1 protein-coding gene is annotated in these 349 nt (G+C 54.7%); it reads right to left on the bottom strand.

Annotation, left to right across the window (positions count from 1 at the left end; translation table 11 throughout):
* The coding region (locus tag AWU74_RS08790) for a transposase (RefSeq protein WP_162505145.1) at positions 1–284 on the bottom strand (284 nt) is incomplete at its 3' end.
* Between the last annotated feature and the right edge of the window lie 65 nt (positions 285–349).

The following is a 349-nucleotide window of genomic DNA, read 5'->3' as shown; positions in this document are numbered from 1 at the left end:
CGCCAGCGTTTGAGGGCGCGGAAGACGTTTTCAATGACGTGCCGCGCCCGATACAGTTCATGACTGTACGCTCTCTGCTCTTTCCGGCTTTTAACCGGAGGGATGACGGCTGCTATATCCGCTTCCTTAAGCATGCCGAGCAGTTCGTTCGTGTCATACGCTTTGTCCGCAAGAAACGCTTCCGCCTCCAAATCCTCCATAAGGAGAGGCGCTTGATTACAAGCCGCGACAGTACCGCTTGTCACAATGCCGCTTGCCGGTATCCCGTACTCGTCAACTACCAAATGTAATTTGCTGTTCAGCCCCCTTTTGTGCGGCTAATGTCCTGAGTGCCGCCTTGTGCTCCGCA

This window comes from Treponema endosymbiont of Eucomonympha sp. (genome assembly GCF_001028545.1).
This window is presented reverse-complemented; position numbering and strand designations above follow the sequence as displayed.